General features: G+C 70.8%; 13 protein-coding genes and 2 pseudogenes. 8 read left to right on the forward strand and 7 right to left on the reverse strand.

The genetic code is table 11. The annotated features are described in order from the left end of the window. The 3 genes and pseudogenes from EEJ42_RS02470 to EEJ42_RS52275 all read left to right on the forward strand — a co-directional run. On the forward strand, positions 1–484 hold a 484-nt coding region (locus EEJ42_RS02470), incomplete at its 5' end, for a GTP-binding protein (RefSeq protein ID WP_148081829.1). A 218-nt stretch (positions 485–702) separates the two neighbouring features. Next, positions 703–1,155: pseudogene (locus EEJ42_RS52270) on the forward strand (tellurite resistance TerB family protein); the annotation flags it as partial. A 90-nt stretch (positions 1,156–1,245) separates the two neighbouring features. Further along, complete coding sequence (locus tag EEJ42_RS52275; protein ID WP_246095985.1) at positions 1,246–1,569, forward strand: ArsR/SmtB family transcription factor; 324 nt, start codon at positions 1,246–1,248, stop codon at positions 1,567–1,569. Here EEJ42_RS52275 and EEJ42_RS02485 read toward each other — a convergent pair. From EEJ42_RS02485 to EEJ42_RS02515, 7 genes and pseudogenes are all read right to left on the reverse strand, one after another. Next, positions 1,529–2,441, reverse strand: a pseudogene (locus tag EEJ42_RS02485) (M56 family metallopeptidase). The gene EEJ42_RS52275 and the pseudogene EEJ42_RS02485 sit on opposite strands and share 41 nt — an antisense overlap. A 26-nt stretch (positions 2,442–2,467) precedes the next feature. Next, on the reverse strand, positions 2,468–2,851 hold the full coding sequence (locus EEJ42_RS02490; protein ID WP_123098390.1) for a BlaI/MecI/CopY family transcriptional regulator: 384 nt from the start codon (positions 2,849–2,851) through the stop codon (positions 2,468–2,470). 308 nt (positions 2,852–3,159) lie between these two features. Then, the gene (locus EEJ42_RS02495; protein WP_123098391.1) at positions 3,160–3,840 is read right to left on the reverse strand and encodes a response regulator transcription factor; all 681 of its coding nucleotides are present in this window, start codon (positions 3,838–3,840) and stop codon (positions 3,160–3,162) included. Beyond that, complete coding sequence (locus EEJ42_RS02500) at positions 3,837–5,105, reverse strand: sensor histidine kinase (RefSeq protein ID WP_123098392.1); 1,269 nt, start codon at positions 5,103–5,105, stop codon at positions 3,837–3,839. The genes EEJ42_RS02495 and EEJ42_RS02500 overlap by 4 nt, the downstream gene beginning before the upstream one ends. A 117-nt stretch (positions 5,106–5,222) precedes the next feature. Beyond that, positions 5,223–7,433: an MMPL family transporter gene (locus EEJ42_RS02505; protein ID WP_184502901.1), complete on the reverse strand. Its 2,211-nt coding sequence runs from the start codon at positions 7,431–7,433 to the stop codon at positions 5,223–5,225. A 284-nt stretch (positions 7,434–7,717) separates the two neighbouring features. Beyond that, positions 7,718–8,107, reverse strand: a complete 390-nt coding sequence (locus EEJ42_RS02510) for a beta-ketoacyl-[acyl-carrier-protein] synthase family protein (RefSeq protein ID WP_123098394.1) — start codon at positions 8,105–8,107, stop codon at positions 7,718–7,720. 297 nt (positions 8,108–8,404) lie between these two features. Beyond that, entirely contained in the window at positions 8,405–9,301 is an 897-nt protein-coding gene (locus EEJ42_RS02515) for a helix-turn-helix transcriptional regulator (protein WP_123098395.1), read from the reverse strand. 227 nt (positions 9,302–9,528) lie between these two features. On the opposite strand from EEJ42_RS02515, the gene EEJ42_RS02520 reads away from it, so the two are divergent. From EEJ42_RS02520 to EEJ42_RS02540, 5 genes are all read left to right on the forward strand, one after another. Beyond that, complete coding sequence (locus EEJ42_RS02520; RefSeq protein ID WP_123098396.1) at positions 9,529–9,849, forward strand: carboxymuconolactone decarboxylase family protein; 321 nt, start codon at positions 9,529–9,531, stop codon at positions 9,847–9,849. Positions 9,850–9,910: 61 nt separating this feature from the next. Continuing rightward, positions 9,911–10,324: a (R)-mandelonitrile lyase gene (locus EEJ42_RS02525; protein ID WP_123098397.1), complete on the forward strand. Its 414-nt coding sequence runs from the start codon at positions 9,911–9,913 to the stop codon at positions 10,322–10,324. 181 nt (positions 10,325–10,505) lie between these two features. After that, the gene (locus EEJ42_RS02530) at positions 10,506–11,126 is read left to right on the forward strand and encodes a (2Fe-2S)-binding protein (protein WP_123098398.1); all 621 of its coding nucleotides are present in this window, start codon (positions 10,506–10,508) and stop codon (positions 11,124–11,126) included. Positions 11,127–11,138: 12 nt separating this feature from the next. Continuing rightward, entirely contained in the window at positions 11,139–12,119 is a 981-nt protein-coding gene (locus EEJ42_RS02535) for an FAD binding domain-containing protein (RefSeq protein ID WP_123098399.1), read from the forward strand. After that, positions 12,116–14,311, forward strand: coding sequence for a xanthine dehydrogenase family protein molybdopterin-binding subunit (locus EEJ42_RS02540; protein WP_123098400.1), 2,196 nt, complete (start codon positions 12,116–12,118; stop codon positions 14,309–14,311). Before EEJ42_RS02535 ends, EEJ42_RS02540 begins: the two co-directional genes overlap by 4 nt. Positions 14,312–14,314: the final 3 nt, after the last annotated feature.

A 14,314-nucleotide genomic window follows, 5' to 3' on the forward strand; every position in this document is an offset into this window, starting at 1 on the left:
CGACCATGTGCCGGAGACCGAGGAATACGGCATCTCCAGCACCGTCTTCCGGGCCACCCGGCCCTTCCATCCCGCCCGGCTGTTGGACTTCGTCGCCACAGACCTGGACACCGAGGCCTACGGCAGCGTCCTGCGCTCCAAAGGCTTCTTCTGGCTGGCCACCCGCCCGCGGGTAACCGGACTATGGTCACAGGCAGGCGCCGTCGCCCGGTTCGAGCCCTCCGGAGCACGGGACGGCCACAGCGAGGCCGGTGAAGCCGCCGAGCGCGGCCAGGAACTCGTCTTCATCGGCACCGGCCTGCGCCCCGCCGCCCTGCACCACACCCTGTCCGCGTGCCTTCTCACCGACGATGAGCAAGCGCTGGGCGCCCAAGGCTGGTCAGCCTGGGACGACCCCTTCCCCGCCTGGGAGACCTACGGCCTCGACGAGACCTGTGACCACGAGCACGGTCCACACGAGGCCGAACCCCTACCGGCGCACTGAAGCTCAGCACACGCGACGGGCCGGTCTCATCGTGGCCGTCCTCGGTCAGCTCGTAGCGACACATCTCCACATCAGCCGCCTGGTGCACCACACGGATGCCGACCCCGCCTCGGGCGGCAGCAAGGTGAAGCACAGCCCCCTTCGCGGCGCCTCTCTACAAACCTGTAGTTTTCCTCTTTCCACGTCACGCGATGGGGAGTACCGACAAGGAGATGTAGATGGCGCTGTGGGACCGCCTCAAGGACTCCGTCCAATCGATGCAAGCTCAGCTCACGGCGAAGAAAAGCCACCTGAAGAGCGGAGCCTTCCGGGACGCCAGCATCGCGATGTGCGCCCTGGTGGCGGCGGCGGACGGCAGGATCGACCCCTCGGAACGGGAACGCGTCGCCCAGCTCATCGCCACCAACGATGTGCTCCAGACCTTCCCTTCGGACGATCTGCACCGCCGCTTCGAGGAGAACCTCGACAAGCTGACCGTGGACTTCGACCTCGGCAAGGTCAGTGCGATACAGGAGATCAGCAAGGCGAAGAAGAAGCCCGCCGAGGCGCGGGCCGTCGTCCAGATCGGCATCGTCATCGGCGGCGCCGACGGCCACTTCGATGACAGCGAACGGGCCGTCGTCCGCGAAGCCTGCTTCGCCCTGGACATTCCTCCGGCCGAGTTCGACCTCGACCCGCACGCGGCCGACGACCAGTCCTTCCGGCCCGCCGTGGAGCAGGAGACGCACCCAGGGGCCGCCCTGCCCGGAGACGAGCTTCAGGTGTTCCTCAAGGCGCTGGCCAGCGGGACGCGCCAAAAACTCTTCTCGCACTTCGCAGGTGGCGAGGAGCTGACGGTCGGCGAGGCCGCCGAACGAGCCGGACTCGGTGCGTCGACCACGTCCGAACACCTCGCCGTCCTCCGACGCGGCGGGCTGCTCCAGTCGGTACGTACCGGCAAGCTCGTCCGCTACCGCGCCGACCAGGAGAACATCACCGAACTCCTCGGGCAGCTCCACTCCTACCTGCTCGCCCCATCGACACCGCAGGACACCCTCGACCCGGTTACATCGGGGTGGCCGCCTGAAGGATCAGGAACAGGGTGACCGCCGAGTTCGCCGAGGACAGCGCCGACGCCGTCGTGCCCACCGCGGCACCCCATGCGGCCAGGCCCACCGTGGTGAAAGCGGGTGGCCAGATGCGCCCCGCGGGAGCGGGGGCCAGCAGCGCGGCCACCCGGCGGGGCACCGGCCCCGTGGCGGCGAAGCCCGCCAGCGTGGCGACCGGTGCGGCCCGGGGACATCAGCGCGGACTTGCCGATCGCCCGCGCCACGGTGCGCCGGCTGCCGACCGTCTGCGCCGCCTCCTCGTCCGCCCACCGCTCGGCCGTGTAGGTGACCGCGGTCCGCAGCGGGCACAGGAACGGGTTGGCCCACGCCGCGAGTTGCACGGTCAGCAGGAACCGGTGGTGGCGGCGGGCGAGATGCGTGCGCTCGTGGGCGAACCGGGCCCGGCGCTCGGCGGACTCCAGCCCGGCGAGCATCCCGGTGCTCACCACGACGCGGTCCCGCCTGCCCGGCAGGGCGTAGGCGTACGGCACCTCGTCGGGCAGCACCGCCACCGGAGTGGCGGGCAGGCCCGCGAGGGCGCGCTCGGCGCGGCGCCGTACGCGCTGGTGGCGCCACAGCGCCCGGGTGCACGCGGCGAGCACGGCGAACAGCGCGGGAATGGCGGCCTTGCCCGCCACCTCGTCGTACGGAACGGCCTCGCGCACCTCCGGGTCCGACCAGCCGTCGGGCAGCGGGTTGCCGGGCAGCTGGGCGGTGCCGACCACCATCAGCAGCCCCAGGCACAGCGTGCTGCACACCGCGAACACCCCGGCCACCGCGGACAGCAGCCAGGTCGCCGCACGCGGGTGCAGATGCTGCTCCGCCAGCCGGGCGATCGGCCACGCCGTCAAGGGCAGCACCAGCGGCAGGAAGACGAAGACCCCCGTGAACTCCTCTACTCCCCTGCTTCCTTGACCCGTGCCAACAGTTCCCGCAACATCTGCTCGTCCTGCTGCGACAGGCCGGTCACGAAGCTGGCCAGCACCGCTTCGCGGTCGCTCTCCTTGTCCAGCACCCGCCGCATCCGCAACGCGGCCAGACCCGCCTCGTCGGCCGCCGCCGTCCACATGAAGGACCGGCCGACCTTCTCCCGCGTCACCGCGCCTTTGGCCAGCAGCCGCGTGAGAATGGTGATCACGGTGGTATAGGCCAGAGCGCCGCCGAGCTTCTCCTGCACCCACGCCGTGCTCGCGGGCTCCGGCGCCTCACGCAGAGCCGCCAGCACCTGCGCCTCCAGCTCACCCTGACCGCGCCGTCGGCCGCGCTCCTGGTCTCTCACCCCGTCTCCCTCCGGTCATCTGCCGCCCCTGCCCGGGCGGGGTGGTTCATCGTAGCCACGCGATCCAACGGCCCCCTGGCCCATGCTTCTACAGTGCCGTAGATTACCGTCGTCGTTCGCGGCCCGCGTCACGGGCCACCACCTACGGAGGGGACCACGCCCCGCGCGTCATTCGGGCCGCCCCCGGCGACGTCACGCGCAAGGACCCGTCCTGATCGTCGACGACACCCTGTTGCCCACGCGGGACCGCGGCATCTCCGCGGCCCATGGGCCGCGGTACACCGGGCATCACGGTGCGGCGTCCGTGGTCATGGGGCGGGTGGGGCCGCCTGGGCCAGGCCCGTCTGGTAGGCGATGACGACCAGTTGGGCGCGGTCGCGGGCGCCCAGTTTCGTCATCGCGCGGTGGATGTGCGTGCGCACGGTCAGCGGGCTGAGGGTGAGGATCTCGGCGATCTCGGTGTTGGATTTGCCCTCGGCGGCCAGGCCCATCACCTCGCGTTCTCGGCCGGTGAGTTCGGACAGACACTCCGGGGGCGCGAGGTGGGTGTCGGGGGCGGGGGTCATGAGAAAGTTCGTGATGAGGGTGCGGGTCGCGGCGGGTGACAGGAGGGCCTCGCCGGAGGCCACCGTGCGCAGACCGGCCAGCAGGGTGTCGGCGGTGACGTCCTTGCCGAGGAAGCCGCTGGCACCGGCGCGCAGTGCCTGGGCGACGTAGTCCTCGGTCTCGAACGTCGTCAGGATGAGGACGCGGGTGGCGGCCAGGTCCGGGTCGGCGCAGATCGCGGCGGTGGCGGCGAGACCGTCGGTGCCCGGCATGCGGATGTCCATGAGGACGATGTCGGGGTGGTGGGCGCGGGTCAGGTCCAGCGCCTCCGCGCCGTCCGAGGCCTCGCCCACCACCGTCATGTCCTCGCAGGAGTCGATCAGGATCCGGAAGGTGGCCCGCAGCAGGGCCTGGTCGTCGGCGAGCAGCACCCTGATGGTCATGACTCTTCTCCTCCTGCGGGAACATCTGTGGCGGCCGCCGCGGCCGTTGCGGGTGCCGAGGGCTGGAGCGGCAGCGCGGTGGTGACCTCGAAGCCGCCCTCCGGGCGGGGGCCCGCACGGAGTTCGCCGCCGATGGTATGGGCGCGTTCACGCATGCCCATGAGGCCGAAGCCCCGGCTCGGCGCGGCGTCGTGGGTGCCGGTGGTGTCCGGACCGTCGTTGCTGACCGTGATCAGCAGGCGTGATCCGGAGTAGGCGAGGCGTACGTGTGCGGAGTCCGCGGCGGCGTGCTTGGTGACGTTGGTGAGCGCCTCCTGCACGATCCGGAACGCGGTCAGGTCCACCCCGGGCGAGAGCGGTCGGGGCTCTCCTGTCGTGGTGACCGTGACGGTGAGTCCCGCGGACGCGCACGCCGAGACCAGTTCGGGCAGGCGGGCGAGGCCGGGAGACGGTTCCAGCGATGCGGAGGCCGGGTCGTCGTTCCGGCGCAGCAGTCCCAGCGTGGCCTTCAGCTCGCGCAGTGCGGAGGAGGTGGTGCCGGTCAGGTCGGTGAGGATCTTCTTCGTCTGCTCCGGACTGGTGAGCGCGAGGTGGGCGGCCGTGCCGGCCTGCGCGTTGGCCAGGGCCAGGTGGTGGGCGACGACGTCGTGGAGGTCGCGGGCGATGCGCATGCGCTCCTCGGTGACGCGCAGCCGTGCCTCCTCCTCCCGGGTGCGCTCGGCGTGTTCGGCGCGGGCCTGCACCGACGCCAGGTAGGCACGCCGGAGCCGGGTCATGGTGCCGGCGGCGAGCGGCAGCAGCAGCCAGAAGAAGGGGCCGATCGTCCTGAGCACCAGGGAGAGACGGTCCATGGAGTCGGAGATCGCCGACGCGACCGTCAGCGCCGCCATGACGGTGACGCCGAAGGCGCGGGTGGTCTTGCGGTCGGAGAGCGTGGCCAGCCAGTAGAGCGCCGCCATGACGGGGCCCAGCAGCAGGGGCGTGAGCAGGTACCCCAGTCCGATCACGATCACCGTGCAGATCGCGGTCACGACGACGGCGGTACGCGGGTGGCTGCGGTAGTTCAGCAGGGCGAGGCAGGACACGCCCATGAGGACCATGGCGGTCCTGTCCTGGTCGGGCGGGTCGGCGCCGGGCAGGGTGAGATTGCTGCCGAGGGCCGCGCACCCCATCAGCGCCAGGACGACCGCCACGTCGACAATGCGGGGGTGGCGGTCGGCGTACTGCTCGAAACGGTCCGTGTAACGTTCAAGGCTGGTGCTCATCGGCTCTCCGGTCGGTGCTCTGTGGCCATCGTGACCGTTCCCCGCGCAAACGGCTGCCGGGGCCGCCCGTGTCGTTCGCCACGGGCGGCCCTGGTGGGGTGGGTCAGGCGGGTCGTATCAGGTACGGGCCACTTCCAGGTCAGGCGTCCCGGCCGGTTCCGGGTCCGTTTCCGGGCTACGGCTGAGCGCCTCGCCCTCCACGTCGACGTTGGGCAGCAGCCGGTCCAGCCACTTCGGCAGCCACCAGGCCCTGTCGCCGAGCAGGGCGAGCACGGCGGGCACGATCGCCATCCGTACGACGAAGGCGTCGAACAGAACGGCGGAGGCGAGTCCGAACCCGACCATCTTGATCATGGAGTCGCTCTCGCCGACGAACCCGGCGAACACCGCGATCATGATCAGCGCGGCGGCCACCACCACGCGAGCGCTGTGCCGGAAGCCGGAGGTGACCGCCCGGCCGGGCCGCTCGCCGTGGACGTACGCCTCCCGCATCCGCGAGACGAGGAACACCTCGTAGTCCATGGCCAGGCCGAAGACGATGCCCACCAGGAAGATCGGCATCAGGCTCATGATCGGGCCGGTCTGTTCCACGCCCAGGAGTTCGGCGCCGTGGCCCTGCTGGAAGACCAGGACGACCACGCCGAGGGAGGCCAGCACCGACAGCAGGAAGCCGAGGGCCGCCTTGAGCGGGACGAGCAGGGACCGGAAGACCACGAGCAGGAGCACGATCGCGAGGCCGACCACGACGACCAGATAGGGGATCAGCGCGGCCTGCACCTTGTCGGAGATGTCGATGTTCAGCGCGGTGGTGCCGGTGACCTCGAAGGTCGCCCCTGTCTCGGACTCGACCCCGGGCCGTTCGTGCCGGATGGTCGTCACCAGGTCCTTGGTCTTCTCGTCGGTGGGCGCCGTGGACGGGACGACCTGGAAGACGGCCGTGTCACCGGCCTCGTTGAAGCGGGCCGGGGAGACGGAGACGACGCCCTCGGTGCCGCCGATGTCCTTCGCGACCGTCGCGGCGGCGCCCTTCGGGTCGGCGTCCCCCTTCGCGTCCACGACAACGGTCAGCGGCCCGTTGAAGCCCGGCCCGAAGGCCTCGGCGAGCGCGTCGTAGGCCCGGCGCTCGGTGGTGGAGGTCGACTTGGCCTCGTCCCCGGGCATGCCGAGCTGGAGGTTCGTCATCGGCACCGCGAGGGCCCCGAGGCCCACCACACCGAGCAGCAGCACGGGCAGCGGACGGCGCAGCACGAACCGCGCCCAGCGGCTGCCGCCGTTGTTCTCGGTGCTCTCCTCGATGCGGCCGCTCCTGCGGGCCCGCCGCCGGAGCACGGCGTTCGGCCAGAAGCCGAGGAACGCCGGGACCAGGGTCAGCGCGATCAGTACGGCGACGACGACCGCGCCCGCCGCGGCCAGGCCCATCTTGGTGAGCATCGGGATGCCGACCACCGCGAGTCCGGCCAGCGCGATGACGACGGTGAGCCCGGCGAACACGACCGCGGAACCGGCCGTGCCGACCGCCAGACCGACCGCCTCCTGCGGCGCGTGGCCCTTGGCGCGCTCCTCGCGGTAGCGGGAGACGACGAACAGGGCGTAGTCGATGCCGACCGCGAGGCCCAGCATCATCGCCAGGGTGCCCGTCGTCGTGGACAGGCCCAGCGCCTCGGACAGGGTCAGGATGACGGCCATGCTCACGCCGACGCCGATGATGGCGGTCAGCAGCGGCAGTCCGGCCGCGGCCAGCGAACCGAAGGTGACCAGCAGCACGACGGCGGCTATCGCGACACCGACCACCTCGGCCACACCGCCGGGCGCGCCCCCGTCGTCCATCGCGCTTCCGCCCGCCTCGACGGTCAGCCCGGAGTCCCGGGCCGTGTCGATGGCCCGCTCCAGCCGGGTCTTGCTGGCGTCGGTGAGGTCGTTGGCGGCGACCTTGTAGGTGACGGCCGCGTACGCCGTCGTGCCGTCCTTGCTGACGGCCTTCGCCCGGAACGGGTCGACGGCGCTCGCGACCTGTGTGCCGTCGGCCAGGTCGGCTACGGCCTTCTCGACGGTCTGCTTGTTCTCGGTGGCGGTGACCTTCTCACCGCTCGGCGCGACGAAGACGACCCGGGCGGTCGCGCCGTCGGCGGTGGCTCCGGGAAAGCGCTGTTCCATGAGGTCGAACGCCTTCTGGGACTCGATGCCCGGCATGGAGAACTCCTCGTCGGAGGCTCCCGGAGCCGTGAGGGCGCCCAGTCCGACGGCGGCCAGGACGGCCGCCCAGACCAGGGCGACGTACCAGCGTCGCCGGAAGGCCAGACGGCCCACTTGGTAAAGGAATGTAGCCACGGAAGGAGGTCTCCACATCTGGTGCCGACTGTCCGCCCAGACTCTCCGGGAGCGGGCCGTCCTGTCGTCGTGCGGCTGCCGACAGTTCCCGCTACTGAGAACGCAGTAGGACTGGGCTGAGCGGGTCCGCCGCTGGTACGAGGGACCCGTACGGGTGGTGACACCGCCCCCGGTGCAGGACGGCGAGGTCGGATGACCGCGATATCCCTCAGGCCGTCCCCACGCCGCCGCGACGCGCTCACCCCCGTATACAACTGCTGGTCGCAGCGGCCATCTCCTACTCGTCACGTGGTGAAGACGAGACTGACGTTGTGTCCGCCGAACCCGGACGAGTTGGCCAGCGCAGCAGACCACTGACGGGTGCGCCGCTCACCGCGCACCACGTCCAGTCCCACGCGCGGGTCGAGGTCGTCGAGGTTGCGCGTGGCCGGCACCGTGCCGTCCTCGAGCGCGAACAGAGCGGCCATAGCGCCAACCGTCCTGGATGCGCCCATCATGTGACCGGTCATCGACTTCGTCGCCGTCACCGCGGCGTGGCTGCCGATCACTCGGTCGATCGCCTCGGCCTCTGCCAGGTCACCGGAATCCGTCGAGGTGGCGTGGGCGTGCACGACCCCAGCGTCGACAGGGCCTTCATCTGGGCGAATGCCGCGATGGTGAAGGGGTGCAGGCATGCCTCCACCCCCCTGCGAGCCCGGAGCACCGGCGTCCTGCCAGGCTTCGCGCGCACTGAGAATGGCGACCAGGTTGCCTGCCCGACGAGCCGTGGAGCGGGACGACAAGGCGGTGGCCAGGTGGGTCAAGGAGGTGTGGCGGGAAGACTCCCGGCGGCCCGTGGGGCCTGGCTCGTCTTCGAGGACGAAGCCGGATTCTCCCCCTGGACCAGTCCGCCGAGGGTTACAAGGGCATGGACGAGCGCCGCGCCGTCAAGACGCTGCCCAACCCCTGCCCCGCCCCTGGTGATGGGGCGCTCATCCGTCCTGTTGGCCGCGGGACGCCGGCCTTTCGGTGGGCTCGTCGGCTTCGGTGGCGGCCCAGGCGGCCAGGAGACGCAGGGTGTCGTGATCGGGTGTGCCGGGGGCGGCGCTGTAGGCGGTGAGGGTCAGGCCGGGCTGGGCGGGCAGTTCCATGGCGTCGAAGTCGAGGGTGATCACGCCGATGGCGGGGTGGCGGAAGGACTTGCGGCCGGTGTGGTGAAGGCGGACGTTGTGCTTGGCCCAGGCGGTGCGGAACTCCTCGCTGCGGGTGACGAGTTCGCCGATCAGGCCGGTCAGTTCACTGTCGTGCGGGGCGCGTCCGGCCTCGGTGCGCAGCAGGGCGACGGTGGTGTTCACGGACTCCTCCCAGTGGGGGAAGAAGTCCCGTCCCCCTGGCAGGAGGAACTGGGAGCGGGCGATGTTGGCCGTCTGCGCACTCGGGTCGGGGAAGAGGGGCGCGTACAGGGCGCGGCCGAGGGTGTTGGTGGCGAGGATGTCCAGGCGGCCGTTGCGGATGAAGGCCGGCGAGTCGGTCATCGAGTGCAGCACGCGCAGGACGCTGTCCGGGAGCGGACCGCGGGCGCGCCGGGCGCGGCGCGCGGGACGCTTGGCGGCGGCGCGGGCCAGGTCGAAGAGGTGAGCGCGTTCGGCGTCGTCCAATTGGAGGGCTCTCGCGACGGCGTCGAGGACTTCCTCGGAGGCACCGGCGATGTGGCCGCGCTCCAGGCGGACGTAGTAGTCGATGCTGACCCCGGCGAGCAGCGCGACCTCCTCGCGCCGCAGGCCGGGCACGCGCCGGTTGCCGCCGAAGGCGGGCAGTCCCGCCTGCTGCGGGGTGATCTTGGCGCGGCGGGAGGCCAGGAACTCGCGGATGTCGCTCTCGGTACTCACACCCTCCAGGCTAGGGGGCCCGTCCCCAGGTGGGGGGCTCTGTCAGTACCTGTAACGACAGACCCTCCCCCACCACGATGAGCTGCGGTTTCCTCGACAACGGCAGCCGATGACGCTCCCTGGTACGGCCGACCACAGGGTGGGCCGGCTGCCGGAAGGCCGCCCCCCCCCCGCCTCACAGTGGGTCGCGGCCGCCCCCCTCTCGTTTCGATCAAGGAGTCGCCCCCATGCCGACGCAGTCCGCACCCCCGGAGCTGGCCGAGATCGCGCCGAAGCTCGTCGAGCTCACCAACGAGGTCCTCTTCGGTGACGTCTGGGAACGGCCCGGGCTGTCGCCGCGCGACCGGAGTCTGGTGACGGTGAGCGTGCTGGCCGCCCTCTACCGCGGCGAGCAGCTCGGCTACCACTTGGGCGTCGCTCTCGACAACGGCCTGAGTGTCGAGGAGCTGTCCGAGGCGATCACGCACCTCGCCTTCTACGCGGGCTGGCCCAACGCCATGACGGCGATCACCCAGCTGAAGAAGATCGCCGACGAGCGCAACGCCTGACCGCCCGGCGCAGCCACCGGTACCGAACCTTCCCCTCCTGATCCGATCAAGGAAAGCTGTCGTGGAACACATCACTGAGACCCGCACCGTCAAGGCCCCGGCCGAGCGTTTCACCGGGGACGTCTACCTCAACCCGATCGAGGCGCCCTCCGACCCGGCCCGCCTGGCCTCCGCCCTGGTGCGTTTCACCCCCGGGGCCCGCACCAACTGGCACTCCCACGCCAAGGGCCAGGTCCTGTACATCACCGACGGCGTCGGCCTGGTCGGCACCCGCGACGGCCACGTGGTGCGCGTCAGCGCGGGCGAGACGGTGAAGTGCCCTGCAGGCGAAGAGCACTGGCACGGCGCCACCGACACCACCCTGCTGGCCCACATCGCCATGGTCGTCGGCGACGAAGGCGGTGACGGCACCACCTGGCTGGAGCCGGTCACCGACGAGCAGTACACAGCGTCCCTCGCCTCCGTCGGGCGCTGAGCCCAGAACGAAGGGGGGACAAAACTCTCCCTGCCACAGGCATGACTCGTGCTGCCAGACTTCCCACATGGACGGCCGCAGCGGTGAGGCGCGCGGTCTCCATGGTCTGCGGCGACGACGGTCCCCCCCCTGCCGTGCCGCTCTGTACGGGCCGATCCGTTCGTGATGCGAAGGCTTAGGTATGTCAACCGAATCCCCCGAATCCGCTGTTGGACTCCCCACTCGGCGTACCTTCGTCGCCACCGGTACGGCGGTCGGTGGTGTCGTCGTCGCCGGCGGCGTGATCGGAGGGTCGTTCCTCGTCGGCTCCGGAGAGGCGGCCGCCGCGGAACCGGCTCCCTCCAGCCGTGTCTCCCTCACGGTCAACGGCCGGCCCCGGACCGTGACGGTGGACAACCGCACGTCGCTGCTGGATCTGTTGCGCGAGCACTTCGGCCTGACCGGGTCGAAGAAAGGCTGCAACGCCGGTGCCTGTGGGGCATGCACGGTCCTGGTCGACGGACGCCGGGTCAACTCCTGCCTGACATTGGCCGTACGGCTGGAGGGCGCCGAGGTCACCACGATCGAGGGCCTGGCCGATGGCGACGAACTGCACCCGTTGCAGCAGGCGTTCATCGACGAGGACGCTTTCCAGTGCGGTTACTGCACCCCTGGTCAGATCGTGTCCGGTGTGGGGTGCATCCGGGAAGGGCATACCGGATCGCCGGAGGAGATCCGGGAGTGGATGAGCGGCAACATCTGCCGCTGCGGCTGTTACGTGAAGATCGTGCGCGCGGTCCAGCGGACCGCGGGCCGGAAGTGAGGCCGGGCCGACATGCATCCCTTCTCCTACACCCGCGCCTCCGACACCGGGGAAGCCCTCGAAGCCGGTCACCGCGGCGGGCGTTACATCGCCGGAGGCACCACCCTGGTCGACCTGATGCGGGAGACCGTCGAACGCCCTGAGGTCCTCGTCGACATCAGCGGTCTGCCGCTGGACGAGGTCACCGTCACCGAGCGCGGTGGGCTGCGTATCGGTGCCCTGGTGACCATGGCCGAGGCCACGGCGCATCCCAAGGTGCGCACGTTGTACCCGGTCGTGTCCGAGGCGCTGGAGCTGAGCGCGTCGGCCCAGTTGCGGAACATGGCGACCATCGGCGGCAACATCATGCAGCGCACCCGGTGTACGTACTTCCGTGACGTGACCGCCGACTGCAACAAGCGTGAGCCCGGCTCGGGTTGTGCCGCCCGCGAGGGCTTCAACCGCGCTCACGCGATCCTCGGCACCTCCGGCCACTGCGTGGCCACCCATCCCTCCGACGTCGCCGTGGCGTTCGCGGCACTGGACGCGCGGGTGCGTCTGACGGGCCCGGACGGGGAGCGTCAGGTCCCCTTCGCCGACTTCCTGCTACGGCCGGGCACCACCCCCCAGCGCGAACAATCGTTGCGGAAGGGCGAGTTGATCACGACGGTCGAGATCCCGGCGCATCCGCGTCCGCTCACCTCGGGCTATCTGAAGGTGCGTGACCGGCAATCCTATGAGTTCGCCTTGACCTCGGCGGCGATCGCCCTGCACATCCGGGGTGGGGTGATCCGTGAGGCGAAGGTCGCCGCCGGTGGCGTGGGGACCGTGCCGTGGAAGCTGCCCGCGGTTGAGCGTCACCTCGTCGGTGAACGCCCCTCCACGTCATTGTGGGCGGCGGCGGCCGAGCACGCGGCGGGCGGAGCCCGTCCGCTGAAGCACAACCGGTTCAAGGTCGAGCTGCTGAAGCGGACCGTCGAACGCCAGCTGCGCATCGTAGGAGGTACGAAGTGAGCCCCCAGCCGCAGGCAGCCGTGGGTGCGCCCCTGTCCCGGGTGGACGGCCGCCTCAAGGTCACCGGAAAGGCGCTGTACGCCGCCGAGCACGAGGTCGGCGGTGCCGTGCACGCCGTCATCGTCGACGCCTCCGTCGGACGCGGCCGTATCACCTCGATCGACACCGGCGATGCCGAAGCCCAGCCTGGTGTCCTGAAGGTGATCCACCATCGCAACACGCCGAAGCTGCCGTACCGCGACAACTCCGGCTCCAACAATCCGCCCGGCCGGCGGCTGCGGGTCTTCCAGGACGACCGGGTGCTCTTCCACGGCCAGCCGGTCGCCGTCGTCGTCGCCACCACCCTGGAGGCCGCGCAGCACGGCGCGAGCCTGGTCGAGGTCGGCTACGACGCCGAACAGCCCTCGACCGACCTCGCCGAGGCCCAGCCGGGCGATCCGACGAACTACGCGCGCGGCGACGCGGAAGCCGCCCTGCGCTCCGCCGTCGTGCGGCTGGACCTGACCTACCAGCTGGCGCGCAACCACCACAACCCGATGGAGCCGCACGCCACCATCGCCCGCTGGGACGGCGACAAGCTCACCGTGTGGGACAAGACGCAGTGGGTGGTGGGCACGCAGACCGAACTCTCCACGGTGTTCGACCTGCCCATGGACTCCGTCCGCGTCATCTCGCCGTTCGTCGGAGGTGCCTTCGGAAGCGGGCTGCGTTGCTGGCCCCACGTGGTCGTCGCAGCGCTGGCCGCCCGGGAGACGGGCCATCCGGTCAAGCTGGTGTTGAGCCGCAGGCAGATGTACTTCGGGGCCGGATTCCGGCCCTCCTACGCGTACCGGCTGCGGCTGGGCAGCGACCGGCGTGGTCGGCTGTCCGCCGCGGTCCACGACATCGACGCCGAGACCTCCTCGTACGAGACGTTCACCGAGGCGGTCCTGCCCGCGGGGCAGATGCTCTACAGCATGCCCCATGTGAGCCAGGCGTACCGAACAGTGCCGCTGGACGTGAACACCCCGATCTGGATGCGCGGCCCCGGCTTCGCCACGGCATCGTTCGTGATCGAGTCGGCCATGGACGAACTCGCGGACAAGCTCGGCATCGACCCGATCGAGCTGCGCCGGCGCAACGAACCGAACGAGGACGAATCGAGCGGGTTGCCGTTCTCCACCCGCCGGCTGCGCGAGTGCTACACCGTCGGCGCCCGGGAGTTCGGCTGGCACCGCCGCGCTTCCCGGCCGCGCTCCCGCCGTGAGGGGGACTGGCTGATCGGCCTCGGCATGTCCGCGGGCGTCTACGACACCGCACGCAACGCCGCCCAGGCCCGGGTCCGTCTGGACGCGGACGGCACCGCCGTGGTCGAGGCCGCCTCCAGCGACATGGGTCCGGGCACCTACACCTCCCAGACCCAGGTCGCCGCCGACGCCCTCGGACTGACGATGCGCACCGTCACCTTCCGGCTGGGGGACTCGCTGTTCCCGCCGACCCCGCCGCACGGCGGCTCGATGACCATGGCGAGCGTCGGCTCCGCCGTCCTCGACGGCTGCGACAAGGTGCGACGCCAGGCGATCGAACTGGCCGTCGAGGACCGCGAGTCACCGCTGTACGGGGTGGCCGCCGACGACATCGTCGTCCGTGGCGGCAGGCTGCATGTGAAGAACGACCCCGCGCGCGGCGAGACCTACCGGGCCCTGCTGGCCCGTAACCACCGCACCCACCTCGAATCTCTCGGCTCCTTCACCAGACCGTCAGGACCGCAGCGGCACTCCTTCTACGCCTACAACGCGACCTTCGCCGAGGTGGCGGTCGATGTGACGCTGGGGCTGGTGCGGGTGCGGCGGATGCTGGGTGTGTATGACGCGGGTCGCATCATCAGTCCCAAGCTCGCCGAGAGCCAGGCGATCGGCGGCATCGTGGGCGGCATCGGCACGACCCTGCTGGAGCACACCGTCACCGATCACCGCGACGGGCGGATCGTGAACGCCAACCTTGCCGACTACCTCGTCCCCGTCAACGCCGACGTCCCCGAGGTCAGGGCCATCTACCTGGACGGCGAGGACCGCGAGGCCGACCCGCTCGGGGTGAAGGGCCTCGGCGAGGTCGTCCACGTCGGCGTGGCGCCCGCCATCGCCAACGCGGTCCACAACGCCACCGGCCGCCGCATCCGCACCCTGCCCATCACCGCCGAGGCGCTGCTCTGACGG

This window comes from Streptomyces botrytidirepellens, assembly GCF_003721215.1.
Classification (GTDB): Bacteria; Actinomycetota; Actinomycetes; order Streptomycetales; family Streptomycetaceae; genus Streptomyces; species Streptomyces himastatinicus.

Excerpts from the sequence above, each read along its gene's own strand:
- EEJ42_RS02510 (WP_123098394.1), bottom strand. The coding sequence starts at position 8,107 with ATGCCTGCACCCCTTCACCATCGCGGCATTCGCCCAGATGAAGGCCCT.
- EEJ42_RS02500 (WP_123098392.1), bottom strand. The coding sequence starts at position 5,105 with ATGAGCACCAGCCTTGAACGTTACACGGACCGTTTCGAGCAGTACGCC.
- EEJ42_RS02495 (WP_123098391.1), bottom strand. The coding sequence starts at position 3,840 with ATGACCATCAGGGTGCTGCTCGCCGACGACCAGGCCCTGCTGCGGGCC.
- EEJ42_RS02535 (WP_123098399.1), top strand. The coding sequence starts at position 11,139 with ATGCATCCCTTCTCCTACACCCGCGCCTCCGACACCGGGGAAGCCCTC.
- EEJ42_RS02520 (WP_123098396.1), top strand. The coding sequence starts at position 9,529 with ATGCCGACGCAGTCCGCACCCCCGGAGCTGGCCGAGATCGCGCCGAAG.
- EEJ42_RS02530 (WP_123098398.1), top strand. The coding sequence starts at position 10,506 with ATGTCAACCGAATCCCCCGAATCCGCTGTTGGACTCCCCACTCGGCGT.